At 73.9% G+C, this 25,045-nt stretch carries 16 protein-coding genes; 6 read left to right on the top strand and 10 right to left on the bottom strand.

Going from position 1 to position 25,045, the window contains the following annotated elements; all coding sequences use genetic code 11:
- Positions 1 to 27 precede the first annotated feature (27 nt).
- Complete coding sequence (locus tag WMF29_RS02720) at positions 28 to 1,737, bottom strand: serine/threonine protein kinase (RefSeq protein ID WP_437327339.1); 1,710 nt, start codon at positions 1,735 to 1,737, stop codon at positions 28 to 30.
- Positions 1,738 to 2,204: 467 nt separating this feature from the next.
- Here WMF29_RS02720 and WMF29_RS02715 point away from each other — a divergent pair, with 467 nt between their 5' ends.
- Positions 2,205 to 3,179, top strand: coding sequence for a tetratricopeptide repeat protein (locus WMF29_RS02715; protein WP_437327338.1), 975 nt, complete (start codon positions 2,205 to 2,207; stop codon positions 3,177 to 3,179).
- Positions 3,180 to 3,282: 103 nt separating this feature from the next.
- Here the strand turns inward: WMF29_RS02715 and WMF29_RS02710 are convergent, their stop codons facing one another.
- Complete coding sequence (locus WMF29_RS02710) at positions 3,283 to 4,653, bottom strand: hypothetical protein (RefSeq protein ID WP_437327337.1); 1,371 nt, start codon at positions 4,651 to 4,653, stop codon at positions 3,283 to 3,285.
- Positions 4,654 to 5,039: 386 nt separating this feature from the next.
- Between WMF29_RS02710 and WMF29_RS02705 the strand changes: the two genes are divergently transcribed.
- Complete coding sequence (locus WMF29_RS02705; protein WP_437327336.1) at positions 5,040 to 6,011, top strand: hypothetical protein; 972 nt, start codon at positions 5,040 to 5,042, stop codon at positions 6,009 to 6,011.
- A gap of 46 nt (positions 6,012 to 6,057) precedes the next feature.
- Here WMF29_RS02705 and WMF29_RS02700 read toward each other — a convergent pair whose 3' ends face one another.
- Together WMF29_RS02700 and WMF29_RS02695 are read right to left on the bottom strand one after the other, a co-directional pair.
- Positions 6,058 to 6,834 (bottom strand): hypothetical protein, encoded by a 777-nt coding sequence (locus tag WMF29_RS02700; protein WP_437327335.1) that lies wholly within the window; start codon positions 6,832 to 6,834, stop codon positions 6,058 to 6,060.
- A gap of 43 nt (positions 6,835 to 6,877) precedes the next feature.
- Positions 6,878 to 9,637, bottom strand: a complete 2,760-nt coding sequence (locus WMF29_RS02695) for a hypothetical protein (protein ID WP_437327334.1) — start codon at positions 9,635 to 9,637, stop codon at positions 6,878 to 6,880.
- Between the two features lie 76 nt (positions 9,638 to 9,713).
- Here WMF29_RS02695 and WMF29_RS02690 point away from each other — a divergent pair, with 76 nt between their 5' ends.
- Positions 9,714 to 11,249: a WD40/YVTN/BNR-like repeat-containing protein gene (locus WMF29_RS02690; RefSeq protein ID WP_437327333.1), complete on the top strand. Its 1,536-nt coding sequence runs from the start codon at positions 9,714 to 9,716 to the stop codon at positions 11,247 to 11,249.
- Between the two features lie 303 nt (positions 11,250 to 11,552).
- Here the strand turns inward: WMF29_RS02690 and WMF29_RS02685 are convergent, their stop codons facing one another.
- From WMF29_RS02685 to WMF29_RS02665, 5 genes are all read right to left on the bottom strand, one after another.
- Positions 11,553 to 12,458, bottom strand: a complete 906-nt coding sequence (locus tag WMF29_RS02685; protein ID WP_437327332.1) for a hypothetical protein — start codon at positions 12,456 to 12,458, stop codon at positions 11,553 to 11,555.
- Between the two features lie 10 nt (positions 12,459 to 12,468).
- Positions 12,469 to 13,326 carry a hypothetical protein gene (locus WMF29_RS02680; RefSeq protein ID WP_437327331.1) on the bottom strand — a complete coding sequence of 286 codons (858 nt, stop codon included), beginning with the start codon at positions 13,324 to 13,326 and terminating at the stop codon, positions 12,469 to 12,471.
- A 270-nt stretch (positions 13,327 to 13,596) separates the two neighbouring features.
- Entirely contained in the window at positions 13,597 to 15,162 is a 1,566-nt protein-coding gene (locus tag WMF29_RS02675; RefSeq protein ID WP_437327330.1) for a vWA domain-containing protein, read from the bottom strand.
- An 11-nt stretch (positions 15,163 to 15,173) separates the two neighbouring features.
- A complete protein-coding gene (locus tag WMF29_RS02670; RefSeq protein WP_437327329.1) occupies positions 15,174 to 16,694 on the bottom strand; it encodes a hypothetical protein in 1,521 nt (506 codons plus the stop codon).
- 394 nt (positions 16,695 to 17,088) lie between these two features.
- The gene (locus WMF29_RS02665) at positions 17,089 to 18,246 is read right to left on the bottom strand and encodes a zinc-dependent alcohol dehydrogenase (protein ID WP_437327328.1); all 1,158 of its coding nucleotides are present in this window, start codon (positions 18,244 to 18,246) and stop codon (positions 17,089 to 17,091) included.
- Positions 18,247 to 18,412: 166 nt separating this feature from the next.
- On the opposite strand from WMF29_RS02665, the gene WMF29_RS02660 reads away from it, so the two are divergent.
- The 3 genes from WMF29_RS02660 to WMF29_RS02650 all read left to right on the top strand — a co-directional run bounded on the left by WMF29_RS02660 (position 18,413) and on the right by WMF29_RS02650 (position 23,597).
- Positions 18,413 to 19,453, top strand: coding sequence for a DUF58 domain-containing protein (locus tag WMF29_RS02660; RefSeq protein WP_437327327.1), 1,041 nt, complete (start codon positions 18,413 to 18,415; stop codon positions 19,451 to 19,453).
- Between the two features lies 1 nt (position 19,454).
- Entirely contained in the window at positions 19,455 to 21,488 is a 2,034-nt protein-coding gene (locus tag WMF29_RS02655; protein WP_437327326.1) for a vWA domain-containing protein, read from the top strand.
- Between the two features lie 276 nt (positions 21,489 to 21,764).
- Complete coding sequence (locus WMF29_RS02650) at positions 21,765 to 23,597, top strand: FG-GAP repeat domain-containing protein (protein ID WP_437327325.1); 1,833 nt, start codon at positions 21,765 to 21,767, stop codon at positions 23,595 to 23,597.
- A 40-nt stretch (positions 23,598 to 23,637) separates the two neighbouring features.
- Here the strand turns inward: WMF29_RS02650 and WMF29_RS02645 are convergent, their stop codons facing one another.
- Entirely contained in the window at positions 23,638 to 24,783 is a 1,146-nt protein-coding gene (locus WMF29_RS02645) for a serine/threonine-protein kinase (protein ID WP_437327324.1), read from the bottom strand.
- Positions 24,784 to 25,045: the final 262 nt, after the last annotated feature.

Raw genomic sequence — 25,045 nt, 5'->3', positions numbered from 1 at the left:
TGGTGCTCGTCGGGCGCGCCCTGATCGCTACCGGTCGATCCGGATCGACGGCGCCGTGTTCTCCGGAGGGTTGGGCTTCGACGTGGCCGTGGGCGCTGCGGGGCGAACGGGGCGGCCCCAGTTTCGCCTGCCGCCCGAGCTCGTGTTCGACGGCGCGTCCTCGGTCTTCGCGGGCGCGGCCACCTGCGCGAGCCGTGCGACCGTCTGCACGGACATCTCCGACGGCCCCTGCACGATGGAGTAGGGCTGGAAGCCTTCCTTCTGCAGGGTCAGCCGGCGAGGCGACGCGCGCACCTGGTCGTTCGCGATCGAGAGCTGGAGCGGCGTCTGCCCGAGCGATTTCCCGTCCTCCAGGACCTCGGCGCCCGCCGGGATCGACTCGATGATCAGCATGAACGAGGGCGCGCCCTTGTGTTCGCTGGGCGTGCCGGTCGCCGCGGGCGCGGTCGTCGGCGCGGTCACGACCTCGGGCGTGGCCTCGCTGTTCTGCGCGGGCTTGCGGGTCAGCGCGAACGCGCCCGCCGCCACGACGATCGCGCCGATGGCGGCGAAGATCACCGCCTTGCGCCCGCCGCCGGAGGGAGCTTCCTGCGCGCCGGTCGCGCCCTTGGACGCGCCCGTCGCGGTCGCGGCGGCGCCCGGGCCCGAGCCGACGCCGGAGGTGCGCCCGCTCGGATCGTCATCGGTCGACGGCGCGGGGAGCGTCACCGCATCCTTGAGCGCTTGCACCGTGGACGAACGCGACGAGATCTGCACGCCGGGCAGCGACTCGAACGAGGTGATCTGCGTGCCGCCGAACGCGGTCGTCACGCCCATGCCGCGTGCGCACTCGCCGAGGCCCTGGATGAGGGCGTCCATCGTCGCGGGCCGGCCGTCCGGATCCTTCGCGAGACAGCGCATCACGAGCGCCTCGAGCGGCTCCGGGATGTCGACGTCCGGGTTCCGCTCCTTCATGCGCGGCACCGGCTGCTGGAGGTGCGCCATCAGGATCTGGATCGACTTCTCGGACTCGAACGGGACCTTCCCGCAGAGCATCTGGTAGAGGATGACGCCGAGCGAGTAGATGTCGGTCCTGAGATCGACCTTGCCGTGAGAGATCTGCTCCGGCGACATGAAGCGGGGCGAGCCCAGGAACGCGCCCTGCTGCGTGAGCTCCTCCGAGTCGTCGCCGAGCTGCTTCACGAGGCCGAAGTCGAGGATCTTGACCGCCTCCTCCGCGTCCTCGTTGGAGACGAGCATGACGTTCGACGGCTTGAGGTCGCGGTGGACGACGCCGTGCTTGTGCGCCTCGCGCAGCCCGCGCGCGATCTGCCGCGCGATGCGCATCGCCTCGGGCGGCGGCAGGCGCCCCTGCCGGCGCACGCGCCGGAAGAGCGTCTCGCCCTCGAGGAACTCCATCGCCATGAAGAACCGGTCCTGATCGTCGGCCTCGATGCGGCCGTAGTCGAAGACGGTGACGATGTTCGGGTGCTGGAGGCGCGCGAGGATGCTCGCCTCGAGGAAGAAGCGCTTGTGGAAGTTCGGGTCGAGCTGCCGCGAGGCCTGGTTCGGGATCAAGACCTTGATCGCCACCGGGCGCCCGAGCGGGATCTGCTCGCCGCGATAGATCGTGCCCATGCCGCCGGTCGCGAGCTGGGAAAGGATCTTGAACTTTCCGTTGAGCACCTTTCCGAGCAACGGATCGATCGGCTCGCTGCGCGCTACTTCATCGACGACGTTTTCGTTGGCACCACTCATATGAACTCCGTCGCCTTCCCCGTGCGGGCGCGGGCGAGCCCTCCCCTCGGTGACGATGCCTCGCGATGCGTGAGCCTGGACCTCATGATCGTGGGGAGCGTCGGCGCGTGGGGCCGTCGGGGCAGTCTAAACGGAAGAAATGTCCTTGGCGACCTTTCCTCGATCGCCTCCACGATCGCCCCGTTCGTGAGGCCGGGACCCCCGCGCGAGAGGCCGGCCGTGAGGCGCTGCACCATGCGCCGTGCGCCATAGCCCCGATCGACGGGAACCGCCAGTTGCTGGCATCGAGCGTTTGCATCGCACCTTCGCGCCACGAGATCCTGCGAGCAGAGTACACTGCTCCGCGCCCGCGCGATGCTCTTCCGATCATCCTTGTCGGGTGCCGCCGCCGGACGCCGGCCGGTGCGCGCCGGACGTCCCTGCCGGCCTTCTCGCCCTCCCGGGTGGGGACGAGGTAGTAGAGGAGGATGCGACCGGATCGCGCCGTGCTGCGCTGGTGGAGGGGGAGAGAGTACCGGCGCCTACTCGACGTGGCCGCGTCCGAGCTCGCCAGCTCGCGCCACGCCGACGCGGAGGCGACGTGCGCGCGGGCGCTCCGGATCGCCGAGGAGATCTACGGTGACGGGGACGCCGAGCTGACGGCGCCGCTCTACGCGCTGAGCTCGGCCCGGCTCGCGCAGGGGCGGCTGGACGAGGCGCGCGCGAGCTCCGCGAGGGCGATCGCCATCGCCGAGGCGGCGGCGAGCACCGATCCCCCGCTGCCGAGGCTGCTCGAGCAGCTGGCCGCCATCCTGGAGCGGCAGGGCGAGCTCGAGGACGTCGAGGCGCTGTTCCGCCGGATGCTCGCGGGCTACGAGCGGATGCGCGACCCCGACCCCATCGAGCTGTCGGCGCTGCTGAACCGGCTCGGTCTGCTGCTCGGCAGGCGGGGGGCCCGCGCCGAGGCGGCGCCGCTCTTCCGGCGGGCGATCGCGCTGCGGGAGGGGGCGCTCGGCGCCCGTCACGCGCTCGTCGCAGAGGCGCTCTACAACGCCGCCACGTTCCTGGAGCTGGAAGAGGACCTCCCGACCGCCGAGCGGGAGGTGATGCTCCGGAGGGCGCTCGAGATCGCCGAGGCGGGGGCGGGCGTGGAGGGGGCGCTCCTCGCGTCGATCCTGCACAACCTGGCGGCCGCGCGGGAGGCGCTCGGGGACGCGGCCGAGGCGGCGGCGCTGTACGAGCGCGCGCTCGCCGCGCGGGAGGCGCTGGCCGGGGCCGCCCACCCGTCGCTCCGGCCCACGCTGGTCCGGCTCGCGCAGGTCCACCACGCCGCGGGGCGGCTGTCCACGGCGCTGCCGCTGTACGAGCGGGCGCTCGCGCTCGCCGAGGCGGAGCTCGGGGTGGATCACCCGGTGGCCACGGCGATCGAGGCCTGGATGGCAGAGGCGCGGAGCCGGAGCTGACCCCGCCGCCTGCGGGCGCGGCGGACGGCCCAGCGGGCAGGCGCGCCCATCGGCGGCCTGGCCGGACAGAGACACGCCGGGGTGGCCTGGCGGACAGGCGCGATCAGCGCCCGGACGACGGCGGATCGCCGCCTACGCGCCAGCGCTCGACGAGCTCCGGGAGGACGGTCGAGGCCATCTGGAGCAGGTGCGCCATGTGGTGTTCGGGCGTGTTGCCCCGGAACCCGCGGACGTGGAGCTCGCCGACGCTCGCCTCGGTGGTCGGGATCATCTGCTTCTCGAGCTTCTTCGAGACGGCGCCCTCGGCCGCGCGCAGCCGCAGGTGCGGGGGCGCGTCCGACGCGGGCGACCGCTCGACGTGGTGCCCCGCCGCGGCGTCGAGCAGGTAGCTGGCCGTGGCGGTGGAGCTGGCGTACGCGATCGGGTCGATCTCCGAGTGCGTGATGGTGAACAGCAGCTTGTCCGAGGCGGCGAGGTGCGCGGCGCGCGCGAACGAGGCGAGCTGCAGGGAGTTGAGCCCGCTCGGCTGCTCCGGGACGAAGCCGCAGTGGATGCCGTCCGTGACGAGGATCGCGTCGAGGGCCTCGGCGCCGCGGCGGAGCTCCAGGATCTTGGCGATCGCGCCGTAGCCCGCGCTCCACGAGGAGAGGGCGACCCGGCGGAGCCGCGGGGTCGGCAGCCCGCGCTGCGCGAGCGCCCGGTCGATGTCCGCGAGCAGGCTCTCGTAGACGCCCGGCGTCGCGTAGAAGTCCTCGTACGCGCCCGAGCCGATGCCGAGGTTGATGACGGCGACCGCGGCGTTCAGCCCGGCGACCTCGGCGCTCTCGCGGACGAGCTGGGTGTTGCCGTGGAAGTGCAGCAGGAGATCGTAGCTCGACCCGGTGGGCCTGAACGTGTCGGGCGTGAAGAGCACGCCGCCGCGGATCGACGCGTAGCCCTCGTGCCGGATCGCGGGCGGCGGCGTCGCCGGCTCGGGCGGCGGCGCCGGCAGCTGCAAGCGCGCGAGCCCCTCCGGCGCGACGGCCGCGCTCGCGCCGGCGTCCTCGCGCGAGGAGCGCAGCGCGAGCAGCGACGCGCGGTTGACGGGGGTCATGGCGCGGAACGCCTCGGCGGAGGCGGCCGGCATGCGCGCGACGAGCCCGCGCGCGGTGACGGCGACGACGACGATCACGGTGGCCGCGGCCAGGACGAACGCCCCGATGGCGCGCCACACGCGCGCGCGGCGCTCGTCCGGCGAGGGCGCGGACCACGAGCCGTACGGTCCGGCCCCGGGGAAGGGCGGCGTCCCCTGCAGCGTTGGAGCGGCGAAATCGGGGAGGAACGCCTCCTCCTGCGGCGCGGGGGCCATGCAGAGGGGCGGCAGGTCGAGGGGAAGACCGCGATCCGGGCAACCCTGGACCACGGTGACGGGCGGCGGCGTGGGCGTCGGCGACAGGTCCGCAGGCGACCCGTCAGCGCGCACGTTTCCCTTCATTTCGATACCCCTCCCTTACAACGGGGATGTAGCGCCCAGCCCTGGTTCGCCAGGCGCTGCGTCTGTTCCGTGAGCGCGCCGCACGGCGGCAGCACGCTGCGTTTCTGCTCCTGCCGTGAGCCCGGAAGGCGTCGCGGCAGGCGGAGCATCGACCAGTACGGTCTCGAGCTCAAGCGGCAACCGTTCCGTAGGCGCATATTTAAGCGTGGCCGTAAGACCCTGACCCCTGCTGGAACACGCGCGGGTGAGCCTGTCGGACCGCAAAGCGAGGGAGCGGGTGAAGTGTGCCCGGAGCCGCGCAGGTGCGCGCGAGCGGTGACGCGAGCACGCCGGCGACGAAACACGCACTTGCGCCCCTCTCCGGCACCCACCAAGGTGCTCGGCGCTTGCTCTCCCGAGAGGTCCGCTTCCTGCTCGCAGCGACGCTGCTCCATGCCGCCATCCCGTTGCTCGCGCGGATCGCGGGCTCCCCGGGGCCGGCGCTCGAGGCCCGCTCGAGCGGCGCGCGCCGCGAGGTGGAGATCGAGATAGAGCCCGTCCCGCCGCGCGAGCCGGAGCAGGACGAGGCGCGCGCGCTCCTGCCACGCGCGCCGGACGAGGTGCGGCCGCGCGAGGCGGAGCCGGTCCTCGGCCGGACGGCGCGCCGCGACCGGCGGCCGCTCGATCCGTCAGCGCCGCCGGAGGCGCCGGTCGAGCCGCGAGAGGGTCCCGTGACGCCTCCGGCCCCTGCGCCATCGAGCGAGTACGACGGGCCGCCGAGCGCGCCGACCCCACCGCGGGGGGTGGCCGGCCTCGGGGGGGCGCCGGTGTGGCAGCTGCCCGGCGTTCTGCCGGACCGCGCGCCGCCACCGCCGGCGCCGACCGCGCCGACCGCGCCGCGCGAGGTCTCGGTGGACAGGGCCGGCGAGGTGCTGCGCGAGGCGATGCGCGATCGGGACAAGACGCTGGGGCTGGATCTGCCCGCCGCCGGGACGGTCGCGTCCGTGGTGGCGGACGCGGTGCGCTCCTCCGAGACGCCCGCGACGGCGCGCGCGGTGTTCGAGGTGCAGCTGAGCGGCGCCGGCGCGGTGCTCGGCGTGCGCGCGCTGTCGTCGACGGCTGGAGCGGCGGCGCTCTGGGCGCTGGTGGCGCGCGAGGCGGCGGCGCAGCTCGCCGGGCGCGTGCTCGCGATGACCGCCGCGTTCGCCAAGGGGGCGAAGGTCTACGTCACGGTGAACTCGTCGGTGCAGATGCCGAGCGGCGCCACGTCGGGCGGGATCCACCAGCAGGGCGCGGGCTTCGGGTTCGACGTCGCCGACATCGGGGCCCGACCCCGCCGCCTCGTCCAGTCGAGCTTTCGCGTCGAGGCGATCGACTGAGGCGCTCGGGCCGACCGCGGCGCGCGACGCGCGCGCGCTCGGGCGATCAGCGGATCCGGCGCGCCCTCCAGCGCCTGGTGCGCGCGGCGCTCGCGGCGAGGCCGATCCAGAGCAGCCCGAGCAGGCTCAGCGCCGCCGGGACGCCGGTGAGCCAGACGAGCGCCGGCATCGGCGGGCGCGTCGGACAGGGGCGGCGCGTGTCGAAGCGGCAGGCGTGGTGCCGATCGAGCTCCTCCGCAGCGGCGCGGACCTCGGCCACGTCGTCCGGCAGGCCCCGCAGGGCCGCGGAGGCCATCATGTAAGCCGCAGAGGCGGCGCGATCGTACGCCGGGTCGGCCGGCACGCGGTCGCGCACGAGCTCGACCAACCGGGCGGCGCGCTGCGCCGGCGCCTGCTCGGCCAGCGCTCCGGCGAGGTCCCGCGCGAGCGCCTCGTCGAGCTGCAAGGCGCAGGCGACGGCGCGATCTTCCCCGGGCGTGAGGTAGACCGTCTCGCCCGACGCCGTCTGGCGCGGCTCCGTGCCGGACACCGCGACCGGCTTGCGAAGCGCGACCCGCGCCCCGCGGACACAGCCCGGGACCCTCGGGAGGGCGCGCAGGTGCACCGCGGCGTAGCGCTGGTACGCGACGCCGGCGATCGCGCCGAGCGAGAGCGCCAGCGCGAGGAGCGCGGCGACCCGGCGCGCGCCGGCGCGCACTCCGGCGCTGGCGCGCGCTTCCGGCGCGACGCGCTCTCCGGCGCTGGCGCTCTCGCTCGGCGCGGCGCGCTCCTCGCCGGTCTCGGGCGCGGGAGCCGGCTCGCCGGAGGGCTCTCGGGACGACATGGCCGGCGGTATGGACAGCCGCGGCGACGCTGTCAATGCGCCGTCACGAGGGGGGCGCCGCGCCGGCGAGGCGCGCCACCTGCGCCCACGCGCGGGCCGCCTCCTCGCGCCCGGTCGCGGCCGCGAGCTGCGCCAGGAACTGCGCGCACGCCTGCTCGCCGTGGTGATCCTCGGCCTCGCGGGCGCGCGCGAGGGCGCTCAGCGCCTCGAGGAGCGCGCCCTCCGTGCGGCCCGCGGCGGCCAGCGCGACGCCGTACGCGAGCAGCGCCCGGGCCCGCTGCGAAGGCGACGCGTCGGCCTCCGCGGCGATCCGGAAGCGGCGGAGCGCCTCCTCCTTCGCGCCGCGCCCGAGCGAGATCAGGCCGGTCATGCGCTCCGCCAGATCGAGGTGCTCGCCGGTGCGACGGAGCTCGCCCACGAGCCGCTCGAGCGTGCGTAGGTCGCCCTGGACGAGCGCCTGCTTGGCCAGCTCGGCGAGGCGGACCGCGATGTCGTTCATCGACAGGACCGGCGACTCCGTGGTCTTCGCGAGCGGATCCCCGGAGGCGTCGCAGCACGCCACGTCCGGGGAGGTCGCGTCGGGAAAGTCCTCGAGTGCGTCGTCCGGTTGCGCCGCGAGCGCGGCGAGCGCGTGGGCGACGTCGCGCCCCGCGCTCCGCGGCGCGACGTCGCCCACGCGCTCGCGATGCTCGCCCTCCGCGGCGGGCGCGGAGGCCGCGCCGCGCTGGCGGGACGCAGCGCGCGCCTCGCTCGCCGAGCCGTCCGCCGCCCCGCCGAGCGCGTCGGGGCCGGAGCGCTCCCGGGCCGGCGCCGCGCGCTGCGGCTCCGGCGCGTCGCCGACCACCTCGATGGGCGTGCGGTAGGTGGGCGGCTGGCTCGACGAGCTGTCCGGCGCTCCGTCCCGGTGATCTCTCGCCGTCTCCTGCTCGTCGGCGAACGCGAGCAGCTCCGCGGCCGAGGACTCGAGCAGCGCGTCGCCGGCCGCGCGCCCGGCGCGCCCGGCGAGATCGGCCGCGGAGCGCCGGTCGCCCGCCTTCGCGGCGTGCCACGCTGCGTCGGCGAGGCCGAGCACGCCGGCGTGATCCTCGACGACCCGCGCCGCGGCCAGGTGCCACGCGGCGCGCTCGCCCGGCGGGACGGCCGCGATCAGGGCGTCGCGCAGCGTGCGCGAGGAGAGCCGCAGCCAGCCGGGCTCCGGCCGGAAGGCCCAGCCGGCGCCGAGCAGCGCCGCCTGGACCGCGGCGACCTTCGGGGCGCCGGTGCCGTCGCACAGCGCGTCGATCGCCGCGTCCGACGCGTCCCCGCCGAGCGTCGCGAGCGCTGTGAGCACCGTGCGGTGGCCGATCGCGAGCAGGCGCAGGCGGCCCTCGATCGGGCGGGACGCGGGGGGCGCGGCGAGCTCGGCGCCGGTCATGGTGCGCGCGGGCCTGCCCCGCCCGGCGCTGCGCCGGCGCGGCCCGACGCTCCTGCCGATCCAGCGCAGCGCGCCGCTCTCCAGGGCCTCGCAGAGGAGCTCGCGCACGGCCAGCGGGAAGGCGGGCGCGCGCGCGGCCCAGCGGCGTGCGCCCGCCTCGTCGATGCAGCCGTCGAACAGGCGGCGGACGAGATCCTGCGCGCCCGTCGCGGAGAGCGGCCCCAGCGTGACCGTCGCGGCGGGGGTGAGCGCGGTGAGCGGCGCGGGGAGCGGCTCCGAGCGCCCGAGCCGGGCGACGGCGCGCGGGCCGCCTCCCGGCGAGAGGGCGAGGGCGATCGCGTCGAGGCTCGCGGCGTCGACCTCGGAGGCGTCGTCGACGGCGAGCAGGCCGACGCGGACGTCGGACGGGGCGAGCCACACGGCGAGCAGCTCGGCGGCGATCTTCGGCTCGACGCCCTCGCCGGCGAGGAGCCGCGCGAGCGCGGGCTTCAGCCGATCCGGGAGCGCCGGCGCGCGGGCGCGGCTCTTCTCGGCGCGGAGCGCTGCGCGCGCGAGGGCGCGCCGGAGCGCGCCGAACGGCTCGCGCGAGGCCCCGATCGGCGCGACGAAGAGGCTCCGCGACGGCGCGAGCAGCCTCTCCAGCTCGTGGAGCAGCCGCGTGCCGCCGGCGCCGGGCTCGGCCCGGACGATCGCGAGGGAGCCGGGGGGCACGGCGAGCTCGGCGAGCTCGGCGTCGCGGCCGATGAGCGGCGGCTTGCACAGGCGCGCCACGCTCTCGGCGACCTGCCTGCGCAGCGGCTGCTGCGCGTCGAGGCGGAGGCCGCGCACCCGGCGCGCGCCGTCGATGCCGCGGTGGGCGCCGAGGGTCATGAGCTCGCCCGAGATCACGGCGGGGAGCGCGGGATCGAGGAGCACGTCGCCGGGGGGCGCGACGCGGGCGAGCATGACGGCGACGAGCAGCGGCTGCCCCCAGGACAGCGCGGTGAAGCGCCCCGCCTCGCCGACGTAGGTCATCTCGCCCTGCGCGATGCCGACCGCGAAGCGCGCGTCGGGGTGCACCCCCGCGTCCTCCGCGGCGAGCGCGGCGAGCAGCACTGCCTCCTCGACGTCGTCGGCGGTGAACTCGAAGGAGAAGGTCTGCGCGCTCCAGGCGCACAGGGTGGCGCCGAGCGCCTCGGCGCGCTTCTTCAGCGCGAGCGCCCTCGCGAGGTAGCTCTCCTCGCCGCGCGGCGCGCCGCCGGCGCCGCGCGCCGCGCCCCTCTGGCGCGACGTCGGCGCGGGCGCCCGCGGCGCGCCGCGGCGGCCGGGCCACGGCGCGACCGCGTCCGTGCCGTCCGGCTGCGAGAGGGCCGCAGTACCTCGAAAGGACACGACGATGCGCTCCGGCATTGCGGCGAGTGTAGCGGGGCGCGGACGCGGCGTGGGCGGTTCTCGGCGCGCGCGCCGCGGTACGATGGATCCCGTGATGCGCTCGTCTCCCCCGCGCGCCGTCGGGCCGGGCTCTCGCCCGGCGCGCGCCGTCGCGCTCGCCGCCGCGGCGCGCGCCGTCGCGCTCGTCGCGCTCGTCGCGCTCCCGCTCGTCGCCATCGCGCTCCCCTCCCCTGCCGCTGCGAACGGCGTCTTTCCCTCGGCGGACCAGCTCGTGTTCGACCCGGCGGATCCAGCGCGCGCCGTCGCCCGGATGACGTACGGCCTGCTGACCACGCGGGACGGGGGCGCGAGCTGGCACTGGATCTGCGAGGGCGCGGTCGGGTACGACGACGCGGGCGGCCAATCCCCGCCCATCGCCGCGGCGGCGAGCGGCAGCGTGCTCGCCGCGCTGACCGACGGGATCGCGGTCGGCAGCGAGGGCGGCTGCGTTTGGGCGCGCGCCGCCGAGCTCGCGGGGCGCGAGGTGATCGATCTCTCGGTCCGGCGGGGCGATCCGTCGCACGTCGTCGCGGTGGCCGCCGGGACCAGGCACGGCCTCTGGGCGTCGCGCGACGGCGGCGCGACCTGGACCAGCGCGGGGACGCCGCTCCCGGAGGGCTTTCTGGCGCGGACGGTCGACGTTGCGCCCTCGGATCCGCGGCGGGTCTACGTGAGCGGCCTCGCGAGCGAGGGCGGCTCGGTCAAGGGGGTGATCGCGCGCTCGGCCGACGGCGGGGAGACGTGGCAGACCGCGGCGGTGCCGGGGAGCACGACGTCGCGCGAGCCTTACATCGCCGGGGTCGATCCGCGCGACGCCGACGTGCTGTACGTGCGGATCGCGAGCGCGCCGGGGCGCCTGTTCGTCTCGACGGACGGCGGGGCGACGTTCGCGCCGGTGTTCGCGACCGAGGGCTTCGTGCGCGCGTTCGCGATCTCGCCGGACGGCGCGACGGTGGCGGTGGGGAGCGACATCGACGGCGTCTTCCGCGCGCCCTCGTCGACGCTGGCGTTCGAGCGCGTCTCGAGCGTCGCGCCGCGCTGCTTCACCTGGACGGATTCGGGCCTCTACGCGTGCGCGAGCGAGTTCCTGGACGGCTTCACGATCGGCCGCTCGCTCGACGGCGGCGCGACGTTCGAGCCGCTGCTCCAGCAGGCATGCATCCGTGGTCCTCTGGATTGCGCGGCGAGCACGGCGGTCGGAGCGGTCTGCGCGACCGACTGGCCGAGGATCGCGCTGATGACGGGCCACCGGGACTGCACGTCGGACGCCGGTCCAGCCGCGGCCGGCAGCGGCACGAGCGCCGGCGCGACCGGCGCTGGCGGAGCGTCCGGCGTCGGCGAAGCAACGGCGGCGAGCGGCGGCGGAGATCGGGCGAGCGCCGCAGGCGCGGGTGGAGCGCCCGATGTACCAGACGGCGGGGCGCCGGCTTCTGGTGGGGCGCGACCGAGTGAAGAGGGCTGCGGCTGCCGCACCGGCGGCGCGGAGGACGGTCGGGCCGGCGCCCTTGCCGCCGCGTGCCTGGCGGCGGTCACGGCGGCGCGGCGGAGATCTCGACGCGCTGGCGTCGCCGCGCGAGGCGCGCTCGGCTGAGCCAGGACCAAAACGGACAGCCTCGAGGGTCGCTCCTCCGAGGTCGCGACGTGCCGGCGCCCCTCGCGAGGGGGGGAACGTCGATCCGGAACCGAAATCGACGGCCTCGAGGGGCCGCCCCTGCGAGGTCGCGACGTGCCGGCGCCCCCTCGCGAGGGGGGCGCGTCGATCCGGAACCGAAATCGACGGCCTCGAGGGCCGCCCCTGCGAGGTCGCGACGTGCCGGCGCCCCCTCGCGAGGGGGGCGCGTGGATCCGGCAACGCAGTCGACGGACTGGAGGGGTCGCTCCGACAGCGGATGGGTCAGGGAGAGATGACGACCCGCTGCGTGGCCGTCCCGACGTCGCCGTTCGGGTCCTCCAGGGAGATCTCGATGTCGAGCGCTTGCCCCCGGATGGTCTCGACCGGGAGCCCCCGGTCCACCTGGAAGCGCACGCCATCGATCTCGCAGCGGCCCTCCCCGGCCTTGTGCATCGTGACCTGGGCGGTGAAGGGAAGGAGCTCGAACTCCAGCTCGGGGAAGTACCCCTCCACGGTCAGGCGCGAGCCCATCTGCCGGAGGCCGGTCACGCGCAGCGCGAGCCACACGTGGTGGCCCCCTTGAGGGCCCGCCTCGATCGGCACCACCTCGCCATGCTCCAGCGAAGCGAACGCGCTTTCCCCCTGCCCGATCACGACCGCAGGGTCGCCAGAGCCCGGCGTCTTGCACGCATCGCTCGCCGACGCGATCCACAGCGGGTCGTAGTCGGTGAGGGCGGAGGGGGCGATGAAGGGCTCGACGCACGCCCCCGCCGCGCAGGTCGCGCTCGCCGCGCAGGGGGTCGCGCAGCACGCCTCGTCGAGCGAGACGGGCAGGAGCAGACTCCGCCCGCCAGCCGCGCGGGTCGCGCCCCTCCGCGTCACGATGGGAGAGGCCTCGCCGTCGCGGAACGCCGCTATGGATAGCTCGATCTCCGCGCCGTCGGGCGCTGGCCCGACCACGAGCTCGGCCGGGAGCGACAGCTCTCCCCCGCCATACGAGAGACGCTCGGTGCCCGTGACGACGCCATCCACCTTCGTGGTCGTCTCGATGTGATCGAACTGGAAGCCAACCGCCATATCCGTGGTGAGACCGATCACCACGAGCGCGTCAGCCGCCTCGCCCGCACAGCCCGCGGAGCACAGGAGGAGCAGCGCGAGCAGCGTCTCGTGGGTCGGCCGCACGCTCACCTGGGGACGCTCAGCCCGACGTACGCGATGAGCGCTTGCGGCGCCGCGCAAGCCAGCCTGCCGCCGCGGCGAGCCCGGCGAGCGGCGCGGTGAGGGAGGCTTTGCTCGCAGGCCTGGCGGCGCACATGCCGGCTGCGAGGTTCCCGTCGATGCCGTCTGGACCGATGGTGACCTCTGCCTCGGCCTTCACGCTGATGCCCTGTGCGAGCAGCGCGTTCACGCACGCCGGGATCTGCGATCCGGAGATGATGTACTTCCCATTGCAGAAGAGCGCGCCGTCGCCGCTGCAGGAAGCGTCGCAGTTCGCGCGGAACTCGTGCTCGCAGTCCTCGAATTCCTCGTTCTGACACGTGGTCTGGCAGTCCATGTTCGCGTCGGCCGTGCACGAGCCCCCGCAGCACTCGATGCAGTGCTGGTAGCAGCCGCCATCCACCGTCACGCACTTGGCGCCGCACTCGCTGTCGCAGTTCGCGTCCCACGTCGCGGCGCACTGGGCGGCGTCGACGGCGCCACGGCACTCGACGTCCCGCGTGGTGGTGCACTCGACGAAGCAGTTGTGGGAGCAGATGACATTGATACCCCTGTCGCAGTCCGCGCTGCACTGCTCGGTGCAGCTGTCCGTGCAGCCCGCGTCCGCCGAGAGGGTGCACTCCGTCTTGCAGACTTGCACGAGCTTCGTGGCGCACGCGGTCTTGTAGATCCCGAGCTCGCTGCAGCCCGCGGTGCACTCGCCCGTGACGCGCACTTCGCAGTTCGACAGGCCCTCGAAGCGAATGTTGCCGCACTCCGGGACACCCGCGCTCGCCGGGAGAGCGGCCGTGAGACCGACGGCGATGCTCGCCAACCCGAACAACATGAATCTTCGCATAGGCGCACTCTCCTCCTCGATCCTCGACGGCCGCGAAAATTCGATCCTACACAAGGCGATTGCCGCGAGGAAGCGACATCTCCGCGGCGCACGTTTGCGCCGCACGGGATGCGTTGTGGGGTACGCGGGCACCCGGGCACGCAGAGCGCGTGTGGAGACGTGGAGACGTCGAAACGCGTGTTGAGGGGGATCGACGTGAAGACGTGAAGGGGGCCACGGGCGCGGCGCCAGCGTCGTTTTCGTCCGCCGGCGCGACGGGCCGCTCGGGGCTCAGTCGGCGGGCCAGGGGTTCGGCGGATCCGCCGGCGTGTAGGGCTGCACGTTCGCCTCCGCCGTGATGAGGTTCTCGATGAACAGATCGACGTAGCGCAGGTCGTCCTCGACGTCGGGGTCCGGATGATCCGCGAGCCACGCCTCGACGTTCGGCCGCAGCGCCTCGAGCGTGCGCCGCGCGGTGCGGGGGTCGGCGTCCGCGGCGAGCTGGGCGGCGAGCTTGAACCCGGCGAAGAGGTTCAGCATCACGAAGCCCTTCTCGACGGTGTCGCCGGAGAAATAGCCGGCCTCCGGCGGCGCGTCGGGCGCGCTCGGCGCCTCGACGTCGACCTCCTGCGCGTGCGCCTCGCCCGTCAGCGGGTGCCGCCACGACAGCGCGAGGCTGCCCACGGCGCGCGGCTCCTCGACGCCTCGCTGGTCGGGCTTCGGCACGAGCTCGAGCAGGATGGCGCCTCCGCCGCCGCGCCGGCCGGAGCCGACGGGCTCCGCGGCGCTCGTCCGGCCGGCGAGGAAGAGGCTCGGGATGTGCACGGCGCCGCCGCGCTCGCCGCCTTGCCAGCCGTTCGTGCCGTACGCGCCGCGCACGACGTAGCCGTCTCCCACGGCGACGTCGAGCTCCACGTCGAGCGCCAGGGGCACGAGGAACGTCTTCACCTCCTCGGCGAAGACCTCCTCCACCGCCTTCGGGTCCTCGAGGAAGTAGAAGTTGCCCGCGCCGACCTCGCTGATCCCGCGCATCGCGTCGACGTCGAACTCGGCCCCGACGCCGACGGCCGTGAGGCCGATCCCCTTCTCCGCGTACCCGGCCGCGAGCGACACGAGCCGCTGAGGCGAGGTGAGCCCGGCCGTGGCCACGCCGTCGGACAGGAAGATCACGCGGTTCTGCCAGGCCGGATCGAGGTGCCGCTCGGCGAGCGCATACGCGGTGAAGAGCCCCTCGTACAGGTTGGTCGACCCCTGCGCCGTCAGGCCCTCGAACGCCGCCGTGAGCGCCTCCCTGTCCGAGCCCTCCGCCTGCTCGAGGACGACCTCGGCCGTGTTCGAGTAGCGGACGAGCGAGATCCGGTCGGTCGGTTGGAGGGCGTCGATCATCTCGACGAGCCCCGCCCTGACGTAGGCGATCGGGTCGCCTTGCATCGAGCCGCTCGTGTCGACGGCGATGACGAGGTGCAGCGGCGGCCGCTCGAGCGCGCCGAGGTCCACGGGCGAGTTCATCCCGATCTGGATGAGCGTGCAGGGCGAGCCGCTGATCATGTTGCCCATGATCCCGAGCAGCCCGTGCATGCACACGTCCTCGCCGCACGTCGCGGCCGGGTAGTCGAGCTTGTGCTCGGCGAAGAAGCCGACGTCGTCGAGCGTGTTCGGCCCGGGGATCTCGCCGTCCTCGAGGATCTGCCGGAACAGGCCGAAGTCCTGCGCGCCGCCCTGGGAGACGCCCACGCTGCCCGGGGGGTCCGTGGGTGCGGCGAAGCCGCGTTCTGCGTCGCCGGAATCGGCGCAGCCGGCCGCGCCGAGCGCGGCGGCGGCGCCGAGCGCGAGGACATCATGGATGCGGAGCTTCATGGCGTGACCTCCTACGGCGCCGCGGTGGCGGCGACCAAGACCGACTCGAGCAGGCGGGGTTGATCGATGGGAACGGTGAAGCACTCCGCGTCACGCACGGGCATGTCGTCGGCGCGCACGAGGAAGAGCGCGCCGGCGCCCTCGGCGAGCTCCGCGCTCTCGCCGGGCCGCAGCGAGACGACCCCGGAGACGCCCTCGCCGAGGAGCGACGCCTCGAGCGGCTCGACGAGGCTTCCGCACGCGTCGTGGAACGCGTCGCAGCCCGCGAGCGGCGAGAGATCGGCCGTGAAATCGGCGGCCGGCTGCCGGCCCACCATCGACCAGCGGGCGAGCACGTTGCCCCGCAGCGCGAGCACGGCGTGCGTCGCGCTCTCGATGTGGATGCCGCGCGCGAAGGCGAGCTGGTCCCGCGGCAGCTCCGGGTAGCTGCCGCGGTCGATCGCGACGGAGCTCACGCGGAGGACGTCGCCTTCGCTGAACGGGATCGCCTCGGCAGGAGCGCAGAGGAAGAACGTCTCGCCGCGCTCGAGCGTGAAGGCATGACAGCCGTCCGGAGACGACGTCACGCCGGTGAGGACCCCCGCCCCAGGGACGGGCATGGTCCAGTCGAGCCCGCTCCCCGTGGCGTGGACGCCGCACGCGCTCGCGGGCGACGGCGTCTCGAGGGGAGGCGCCGGGAACACCGCCGGGTGCGCGGCGAGCGCGAGCCTGGCCCCGGCGCGCTGCAGGACGATCATCCGATCCGGCTGCGGGTTCTCCGTCGACGTGACGAGCAGCTGCTCCGGAAAGTCCGTCGCGGACCAGGCGAGGAGCGTGAGCGGCAGCCCGTCGGCGTCGATGAGGTAGGCGTCACACCCCGCGTTGCCGAGCGGGAGCGCGCGGCCGGGCGCGATGAGCCAGGTCTCGGCGTTCGCGAACAGATCGCGCGAGAGGGCGCCCGTCGGGTCGTCGAGCACGACGCCGCAATCGACCCGCACCGACTCCCGGAGGCGCCGCACGCGGATGAGCTGCTCGGTCCCTGTCGTGTTGCCGATCACGAGCGACGCGAGCTCCTGCGGCTGCGGCGGCACACACCCCTCGGCCTCGCCGCACGGAGGCGGATCGTAGCTCGTGGCCACGCAGGACAGGCCGCCGGCCATCAGCGCCAGGCGGTGGGCGACCGGGCGCGCTGGCTCCGGCCGCGCCATCGCCTCGCCGAGCACGCGGTACGAGGCGAGGAGGACCGGCAGCGCGATGAGGTCCGTCGGGTCGACGGTGATCCGCCACGGGAGCGGCGTGAGCGCCATGAGCCCCTCGACCGCGCGGGCGGCCTCCGGAGCGAGCTTGATGGCCGAGAAGACCACGCCGATGACGAGGTGCGCGCCCAGGAACCCGCGGCGCGAGGTCACGCGGAGCAGCGAGGCGAGGACCGCGGGCGCGACCAGGAGCCCAGCGAAGTCGCTGAGCTTCCCGGTCAACCACCCGGGGAGCAGGCCGGAGCCCTTGAGGGCGTGATCGTTGAGGACGAGGAGCGCCAGGGCTCCCAACCACAAGGGGTGAAGGAGCGTTCGAGTTGAGCGCAGATCTCGAGCCATCGGGAGCTCTCCTTCCGTGCGATCAGAGGCCATCGCGGGTGGCCAAGCAAGCGAGCGAGGCGCTCGCCGAGGTTCGGCGCCAAGCAAGCGCCATACCCTGAACAAACAAACATGAATTCAACAAATTACACAGCACCGCGGCCGCGCGCCCCTGACGCCGGTGTCAGGCATCACGGCTGCGGCGGGCCATGGTTCGCGTGTTCGCGCCGCCCGAGCGCGTGGGCCGCTCCCGAGCGCCGGTTCGACCGGCGGAGCATCGCTCCGACGAGGGGGCGTGATGGCGGTGTTCGACGGGCAGAGGGCGCATGACGGCGCGCCGGACGAGCGCCGGAGGGGCGATCTGCGCGCTACGTCAGGGCCTGAGGACGACCTTGACGCAGTCGTCGCGCTTCTTGTTGAAGATCTCGTAGCCGTGCGGGGCGCGCGAGAGCGGCAGGCGGTGGGTGATGATGTCGTCCGCCCGGAGGTGGCCGTCCTCGATGTGCTTGAGGATCCGGTCGATGTAGTTGTGCGCCAGCGCCTGGCCGGCGCGGAGCTTCAGGCCCTTGTCGAAGAGCTGGCCCAGCGGGAAGTTGTCATAGGACACGCCGTAGACCCCAACGATCGGCACGACCCCGCCCCGGCGCACGGCGCTCAGGGCGAGCCGGAGGGCCGATATCGTCCCGACCTGGCCGTGAAGGGCGCTGGAGGCCTTCTCGAGGAGGCCGCGGTGGGCCTCCATCCCGACCGCATCGACGCACACGTCCGCGCCTCGCCCGCCCGTCATCGCGCGGATCGCCTCGACGGCGTCGACCTTGTCGACGTTGACGGTCTCGGCCTTGGCGATCTCGCGGGCCTTCGTCAGGCGGTACTCTTCCCGATCGACGCCGATGACGCGCGCCGCGCCGCGGAGCCACGCGCACTTCATGGTCGCGAGGCCGACAGGCCCGCATCCGAACACGGCGACCGTCTCTCCCCCCTTGAGCTCGGCCCACTCGATCGCCGTCCAGCCGGTGGGGAGGATGTCGGTCGTGAAGAGGACCTGCTCGTCGGTGAGGCGCTCAGGCACCCTCCGTGGCCCGAAGTCGGCGTAAGGGACGCGCACGTACTCGGCCTGACCTCCGTTGTAACCGCCGTAGATGTCCGTGTACCCGAAGAGGGCGCCGCCCTTGCCCTCGAGCGTGCCGCCCTCGGGGCCGTAGTGCTTGGGATTGGAGCTCTCGCAATGGACGGGGAGCTCCGCCTGACAGAAGAAACAGCGCCCGCACGCGATGGGGAACGGGACAACGACCCTGTCGCCCTTCCGCAGCTTCGTGACCTGCGGGCCGACCTCCTCGACGACGCCCATGAACTCATGGCCGAGCACCATGGGCTTCGCCTGGGGGAAGAAGCCGTTGTAGATGTGCAGATCCGAGCCGCAGATCGCTGTCGCGGTGACGCGCACGATGACGTCGGTGGGCTCCTCGATCCGGGGATCCGGGACGTCCTCGACGCGGACGTCCGAAGGTTTGTGGAAAACCAGGGCCTTCACGGTGCCTCCTTTCGGGTGACACATCGGTACGGGGCGCTCGGCGGCTCTGCCGGCCGGGCCGGCGCACAGACAGCTGAACCACCGCGCTGGCTCGCATAAAGCGAGCCACGGCGCAGCGGCGCGCCTGCGGACGGGGGTCCTGTCGGCCACGCCGAGCACGAACGGGGTGCTCTGCCCCACCGTGGCGGTCTGTCTCGGCGCGCGGGGCGACCACGGCGACCGCGGGCCGGGCGCGGCCGGCGCTCCTGGCGAGCGCGGGCCGCCGCTCGTCCGCGACCCCGCTGGCACCGCCGCCCGCGCCGATGTCTACTCCTCTCCGATGGTCCCCTCGTCCCCCGAGCCGCTCCTCGGCGCGAGCTTCGTCCGCGAGCTCGAGGTGCTCCAGCGGCGGCTCGAGATCCGCGCCCGCTCCGGCGGCGCCGGCGAGCACCTCGCGCGGCGCCGCGGCGGCTCGGCCGAGTTCAAGGAGCACCGGGCGTACGCGCCCGGCGACGACATGCGGCGGATCGACTGGGCCGCCTACGCCCGCACCGGGGAGCCGGTGCTCAAGCTGTTCCGCGCCGAGGAGGACGTCATCGCCCGCATCGTGTGCGACGCGTCGGCGTCCCTCGACTTCGGCGAGCCGACGAAGCTCGACGCGGCCCGCCGGCTCGCGGCGGCGATCGGGTACATGTCGCTCGCGCGCTCGGAGCGCGCGCAGCTCTTCGTGGCGGGCGACGGCATCGCCCGCGAGCACGCGCCGGTGCGCGGGCGCGCGGGGCTCGCCGCGCTCCTCCGCGCCCTCGACGGCGTGAGGGCCTCCGGCGGGACGCACCTCGCGCGCGCCATCGACGCCGTCGTGCGGCAGAGCGCCCGGCCAGGCCTCCTCTGCGTCGTCTCCGACTTCTTCGACCCCGGCCCGGTCACCGCCGCGCTCGGGCGCGCGGCGCAGGCCGGCCACGACGTCGCGGCCCTCCAGGTCGTCGCCGCCGACGAGCTCGAGCCGAGCTTCGAGGGCGACCTGACGCTCGAGGACGCCGAGACCGGGGCGCTCGTCGACGTGACCCTGGACGCCGCGGCCCTCGCCGCCTACGCGGCCCGCTTCGCCGGCCTGTGCGAGGCGCTGCGCGCCTTCGCCCGCCGCCACGGCGCGACGTACGTGCGCGCGCGGAGCGACGAGCCGCTCGAGGGCGCCGTCCGCCGCTTCGTCGCGAGGGGCGTCGACTGACGTGGCCGCCCCGCTCGCACAGGCCTCCGCGGGCGCTCCGCTCGCGCTGCTCTCGCCCGGCGGCCTGTGGCTGCTCGCGCTGCTCGGCCCGCTCGTCCTGCTCTACATCCTCAAGATCAAGCGGAGCCGCCGGCGCGTCCCCTCGACGTGGCTCTGGGCCGCCGCGCAGCGCGACCTCATGGCGCGCGCGCCGTTCAGGAAGCTCATCGCCCAGCTGCCGCTCATCCTGCAGGCGCTCGCGCTCGCGCTCCTCGCGCTCGCCCTCGCCCGCCCCGCCTCGCGCGGGCGCGAGCTCACCGGCGATCACGTGGCGATCGTCCTCGACACGAGCGCCTCGATGTCCGCGGCCGCTCGAGGGCCGGCCGGCGAGGCGACAACGCGCATCCAGCTCGCGAAGCAGCTCGCCAGGGACCTCCTCGCCGGCCTCGCCCCGGGCAGCGACGCGCTGATCGTCGAGGCGGGGCGCGACGCGCGCCTCGTCGCGGCGCTCGATCGCGATCTCGTCCGGCTCAAGGCGGCGATCGATCCCATCGCGGCGCGCGACGTCGAGGGCGATCTCGGGGCCGCGGTGGCGCTCGGGATCGACCGGCTCCGCCAGCTCGGCGGCGCCCGACGGGTCGTCGCGATCACCGACGGCAACCTCGCCCGCCCCGCCTCGCTGCGCGGCGCGTCGCTGCCGGTAGAGGTCATCACCGTGGGTGATCCGGTCGACAACGCCGCCATCGTCCGCGTCGACGTGCGCTCCGGGAGCGCAGCGGGTGACGCGAGCGGCGCGGACGGCGAGCGGTCGGAGCATCGCGAGGAGGTGCAGGCCTTCCTCGTGGTCGCGAACTTCGGGGCGCAGCCGCGCGACGTGTACGTGACGATGCGGCAGGACAACGCGTCGGACGTGCTCGGCTCGCGGCGGGTGCTGGTCAAGCCGGGCGAGCGCCTCCCGGTCGTCGTCACGTTCCGCCCGTCGCCCGGCGACTACCGCAAGGGGCTCGTCTTCGAGCTCTCGCCGCGCGACGCGATGCCGCTCGACGACGTCGCCTACGGGAGGGTGCCGGCCGGCGACAAGCTCCCGGTGTTCCTCGCGTCGGCCGGCAGGGGCCAGGGCGGCGAGCCCCCGGGCACGCAGGCGGGAGCGCCCTCCGGCGGCTCCGTCTGGCTCGAGCGGGCGCTCGCGTCCGACCCGATGACCTCGGTGACCTCGGGCGCGCTCGGGGATCTGCTCGGGAAGCCCGGGCTCGATCCCGACACGTTCGTTGTGATCGACGGGGCGTGCCCGCCCGATCCTCCGGGGGGCGATCTGCTGATCGTGAACCCGCCGCCCGGGCGCTGCGCCGGCACGCTCGTCGGGCAGACGCTCGAGCGCCCCACGCTCACGTCGTGGGACACGGCGGATCCGCGGCTGCGCTTCCTGACGCTGGACGGCGTGAACCTCCGCGCGGCCTCGTCCCTCAAGCCGGAAGCGGCGACGCAGGAGCTGATCCGCGCCCAGGAGGGCACGATCGCGACCGACATCTCCACCGCCTCGCGGACAGGCACGCTGCTCGGCTTCGACGTCGGCGAGAGCGACTGGCCGCTCAAGGCGTCCTTCGTGCTCTTCGTGCGCAACCTGCTCGAGCAGGCGCGAGCCCACCGCGCCCACGGCATCACAGGCCCCGCGCGCACCGGCGAGCCGCTGCGCGTGAGCGTCCCCGCGACCGCGCGGGACCTCCAGGCCACCGGCCCTGCAGGCGAGCGGCTCGAGGTCGCGCAGCGCGCAGGCGTCGCGGTGATCGCGGAGACACCCCGCGCCGGCTTCTACCGCCTCGCCTGGCAGGGACCGCAGGCCGGGTCCGTCGTCGTGCCGGCGAACCTCACGAGCGTCGCCGAGAGCGACCTCACGCCGAGGCCGCTCGTCGCGGAGGGAGGCGGCGAGGTCGCCGTCTCCAGCGCGGCGGGACAGCCGGACGCCCACGTCGAATGGACCTGGCTGCTCGCGCTGGCGGCGCTCGGCTTCGTGCTCTTCGACGTCTGGTATTTCACGCGCGTGCCACTACGGTCGTGAACACTGCGGTTGCAGGGGCGCAATGTGCTCGATGAGCTCGACGAGCTCGACGAGCTCGCCGATGCACGCGAATCCCTGTTTGAGGGGCGGGGCGCACCCCCGGACGACGAACCACACCCTGCTCTGGACAACCACCCTCACAGCGATCCGGTGAATCTCCCCTCGGGTGGACTCTCGTATCCCCGGCTCTGAAGGTTCCTGGTAATCTCGATGAGCTTGGCTCCTGTCCTTTTCCACCGGCGGGCGTCGCCCGCGGGCGCATTCCCCGGAGGACCCATGATTACCCAGGACCACCCGTGCCGTTCCGGTCGCGGGTTCCCCGCCGGACCTCAGGACCCGCCCCCTTCACCATGGGCCGCGCGCACCGGCCTGGGTGCGTGGCCTCTCGGCAGCGCGGCGTTGCTCCTCGCGCTGCTCGCGGCAGCCTGCGCCGGGGGCGAGATCGGGGATGGCGCGAGCGGCGCCGGCGGCGGCAGGGGCAGCACGGGCGGCACGCGCAACCCGATCTGCGAGGTGGGCACGAGCGCCGGCGAGGTGCAGGCGCCCGAGCACCGGATGGTCCTGCCCGGGCAGACGAGCTGGTACGCGTCGCCTGTGGTGATGGACCTCGACGGCGACGGTCAGAACGAGCTCATCGCCGCTTACTATTCGCTCTTCGTCTTCGACTCGCACGGGAAGGAGATCGATCGCGCCGAGGTCGGGGAAGACCGGATCTATGCGCCGCACGTGGTCGCCGATCTCGAGGGCGACGGCGCGATCGACATCGTTTATGGCAACGGTCACCAGGTCTTCGCATTCGAATGGAACGACGGGCTCGCGCCGAAAGCCGGGTGGCCGGTGGACACCACCACGGCCGGCAGCGCCCCCGAGGTGCGCGGGCTCGCCGCGGCGGATCTCGACGGCGACGGCACCATCGAGGTGGTGGCGACGACGACCCAGACCGCGACCACCGAGGACGGCGGCGCGCAGGTCTTCGTCTTCAGCGCGGATGGGTCGCTCTATGAGCCCGCAGGCGCCGCCTTCGCGGCCTGGCCTCGGTACAACAACCAGAGCGGCCCGGGGAACGACGCCGATCGCAACGGTATGGGGCACTCGGGGTACGGGTGTTATGGGCTCAACGTCGGCATCGGCGACATCGACGACGACCCGGAGCTCGAGATCCTGGCCACCTACGACAACCACCACATCCAGGCGTTCAACCACGACGGCGTGGCGATCGACACCGCGCCGTATTTCAAGAATCGCGAGGAGGCCTTCGCCGATCAGCCGCTGACCTGGGGCCAATTCATCCGCTGGGCGGACCCGAAGGTGGAGGGCGACCACTATCATCTCCATACCGGGACATGGCCGCACCCGAGCTCCGCCGAGTGGCTGCAGTGGACCGCATCGCCGCCGAACGTGGTCGATCTCGACGGGGACGGGCGGAACGAGGTCGTCGGCGTACCGAACGTCGAGATGCACGAGCCCTACGAGACGCAGGCGTATGCGGTGATGGTGCTCGAGGGCGCGCACGGCGACGGCAGCCGATCGGCGATGCGCAAACCCGGGTGGGAGACGCTCCCGCGCGGCGAGAGGCCGCTCGCGATCGACGGTTATTACCCGCCGAACGGCGTGCCCTCGCCGACGACGGTGAACGTCCAGGGGGACGCGCGGCCCGAGATCATCGTCCCGATGAACGACGGCTACCTCTATGCGTTCGGCCCCGATGCGTCGCTCCTGTGGCGGTACAACTACATGCACGGCAAATCGATCATGTTCGCGACCGAGGCCACCGTGGCCGACCTGAACCAGGACGGATCACCCGAGGTCTTGCTGGCGACCTATGGCGCTCCCGACGTGCTCGACTCGGGCAACCTCGTGATCCTCGGCGCGAACGGCGCGGTCCTGCACGACGTGCCCCTGCCGAACCCCGGCAGCAACGGCAACGGCAACGGCGCGCCCGCCGCTCCGGCGGTGGGTGATCTCGACGGAGACGGCCAGCTCGAGGTCTTCGTGCAGACCTTCGAGCACGGGATGGATGTCTTCACGATCCCGGGCTCGGCGGCCAATTGCATGCTCTGGCCCACCTCGCGAGGTGGCCCGCTGCGCACGGGTCAGCCGTCGCAATGACCCGCGCTCGCATGGCGGGCGCCGGCCGCTTCATGGGCGCTCAAGGGCAGGCCGCCTGCTCGCCGTGTGGCCGGCCCCGGGACACCCGGTGCACCCGGCGGCGCGACGACCACCGGCGGCTCGGCCGGCTCCGCTCCTCCACCCAGGAAACGCGCGGCGTCGCGCCATTGCCCGCAGGCACACAGGGCTCCTCGCAAGGAAGCCACTCCCCCTCGAGCGACACGCCGCGCGCGTCCTCCCGGACGCCCCGCGCCCGGAGCCACGCCGCGAGCGCCTCGCCGAGCTCGCGCATGCTCGACCAGCGCAAGGACGGCTCCTTCCGCAGCCCGCGCTCCACGATCGCCCAGAGCTCCGCGTCGAGGCCGCACGTGTCGACGAGCGACGGCACCGCGTCCTGCAGCACCGCCCGCAGGCCGTCCAGCGCGTTCCTTGATGAGAACGGGGGCCGGCCCGACAGGAGCTCGTACAGCATCGCGCAGAGCGACCAGATATCGGCGCGGCGATCGATGTCAGGGACCGCGAGGACCTGCTCCGGCGGCATGTAGTCCGGGGTTCCGAAGACCTCGAACGCCGCCGATGCCTGGCTCGCCTCGCGCTCGGAGACGATCTTCGCGACGCCGAAATCGACGATCTTCGGCTGGAGCCGGCCGCCGCCGTGGCGCACCAGCATCACGTTGTCCGGCTTGAGGTCGCGGTGGACGACCCCCTTCTCGTGCACCGCGTGCATCGCGCCCGCGACCGGGAGCAGCAGCGCGATCGCCCGCTCCGGCGTCAGCGCCGCCTCGCGCGAGAGCGCGCTCCTCAGCGACTCGCCCTCGATGAGCTCCATCACCAGGTAGGGGTCCCCCGCCGCGGTCTCGCCGAGATCGAAGATCCGGACGACCTCCGCGTGGTTCAGCCGGCCCGCGGCGCGCGCCTCGCGGACGAAGTACTCCGCGAGCTCCGGCGACCGGAGCTCGGGCCGCATCAGCTTGATCGCGACCTCCGACCCGAGCGCCACGTGCGTCGCGACCCAGACCGTGCCCATCGCCCCCTCGCCGATCCTGCGGACCAGCCGGTACTTGCCCGCGACGAGATCCCCCTCCTGGTAGTGCGCGCTGCGCGCGGGCTCGCCGAACCCCCCATCGAGATCCCATGTGCCGCCGTTCGTGCCGCTCCAGGTGTCCGTGGTCTCGATGCGCGACATGATGTCTCCTGCCCCGGCTGCGCGGCCTCGCCGCACCCATGACCGCGCTCAAGCAGACAGCGTGCCATCCCTGACAAACATGGAAAGGTGCTCCGATGCGCCGGAGCGCCCCATGAAACCCGCACGACACCGACAGAGACGCCCCATGGCTTCGCCGATGGGGCACTCGGCCACACCCGCCGAAGCGGCGTCCCCGGGCCCCCGTAAAGATGATTTACTGCGGCTCCCCCGCATGCGGACCGAACGGAGGCGTCCCTGATCC

This window comes from Sorangium sp. So ce381, assembly GCF_051473845.1.
Classification (GTDB): Bacteria; Myxococcota_A; Polyangia; order Polyangiales; family Polyangiaceae; genus Sorangium; species Sorangium atrum.
The sequence above is the reverse complement of the archived record's forward strand: the minus strand, read 5'-3'. Positions and strand labels throughout refer to the sequence as shown.

Excerpts from the sequence above, each read along its gene's own strand:
- WMF29_RS02710 (WP_437327337.1), bottom strand. The coding sequence starts at position 4,653 with ATGAAGGGAAACGTGCGCGCTGACGGGTCGCCTGCGGACCTGTCGCCG.
- WMF29_RS02700 (WP_437327335.1), bottom strand. The coding sequence starts at position 6,834 with ATGTCGTCCCGAGAGCCCTCCGGCGAGCCGGCTCCCGCGCCCGAGACC.
- WMF29_RS02720 (WP_437327339.1), bottom strand. The coding sequence starts at position 1,737 with ATGAGTGGTGCCAACGAAAACGTCGTCGATGAAGTAGCGCGCAGCGAG.
- WMF29_RS02650 (WP_437327325.1), top strand. The coding sequence starts at position 21,765 with ATGATTACCCAGGACCACCCGTGCCGTTCCGGTCGCGGGTTCCCCGCC.
- WMF29_RS02675 (WP_437327330.1), bottom strand. The coding sequence starts at position 15,162 with ATGAAGCTCCGCATCCATGATGTCCTCGCGCTCGGCGCCGCCGCCGCG.
- WMF29_RS02695 (WP_437327334.1), bottom strand. The coding sequence starts at position 9,637 with ATGCCGGAGCGCATCGTCGTGTCCTTTCGAGGTACTGCGGCCCTCTCG.
- WMF29_RS02715 (WP_437327338.1), top strand. The coding sequence starts at position 2,205 with ATGCGACCGGATCGCGCCGTGCTGCGCTGGTGGAGGGGGAGAGAGTAC.
- WMF29_RS02690 (WP_437327333.1), top strand. The coding sequence starts at position 9,714 with ATGCGCTCGTCTCCCCCGCGCGCCGTCGGGCCGGGCTCTCGCCCGGCG.
- WMF29_RS02680 (WP_437327331.1), bottom strand. The coding sequence starts at position 13,326 with ATGCGAAGATTCATGTTGTTCGGGTTGGCGAGCATCGCCGTCGGTCTC.
- WMF29_RS02645 (WP_437327324.1), bottom strand. The coding sequence starts at position 24,783 with ATGTCGCGCATCGAGACCACGGACACCTGGAGCGGCACGAACGGCGGC.